Annotated in this window: 1 pseudogene; it reads left to right on the forward strand. The window is 60.8% G+C overall.

What is annotated here, in order from left to right:
- Positions 1-509: pseudogene (locus ACFUOZ_RS21360) on the forward strand (hypothetical protein); the annotation flags it as partial.
- Positions 510-745: the final 236 nt, after the last annotated feature.

The raw sequence follows: 745 nt of genomic DNA on the forward strand, positions 1-745 counted from the left end.
ACAAGGTCATGACTGCCGAAGGTGCCGGGGAATACATCGCTAAGGCTCAGGACTCCGGACGCCACATCGGAAATGAGGTCGCTCGCGGTGATCTCAAGAAAGGCAAGCTGGGAAGTCTGACGCCGTTCGAAATGGTCGAGTACCTGCTTGCGACCGGGGACGCTGCGGTCGTTGACCTCTGGATTGAGTACGAGAAGGCGACCAAGGGCAAGTCCTGGCTTCGCTGGTCACCCAAGCTCAAGGCTCGGCTCGGAGTGGACGAGATCAGCGACGAAGAGCACGCCGCCGAAGAAGTGGCCGGCGGGGAGGTGGCCGAGCTGGCCGAGTCGGCCTGGAAGATGGTCGTCGCCCACGGCCTCGAAGCCCGAGTCCTCGAAGCCGTCGAACGAGGCGGATTTCCGGCACTCGTCAAGCTCCTCACTGCACACCAAATCTGGGCAGTCAAGAAACTCGCTCCTGACGACACGTCAGAAACCCCTGACGAACCGTCAGAAGACAATGTCGCCTAGGGTTGGAGAAGTGTTTGACCGTTGGTGATCTGTGGGGCGAGAGCATGAAAGGGGGCCATTACACTTGTACCAATGGAGAGGGCTGGATGCCCTCACCGCACGAAGTGGGCACTCGGCCCCCTTTCTTGCTCTCGGAGGGGCCCCACTGATCAGCAACGGTTAAAGACTTCTTCAGCCCGGAACCACAAAAAAAACTCGACCGCCTGCGGCGGAAGCTCCGGCCCCCGCCGGGAACC

It is taken from the genome of Paenarthrobacter sp. NPDC057355, assembly GCF_042667405.1.
Classification (GTDB): domain Bacteria; phylum Actinomycetota; class Actinomycetes; order Actinomycetales; family Micrococcaceae; genus Arthrobacter.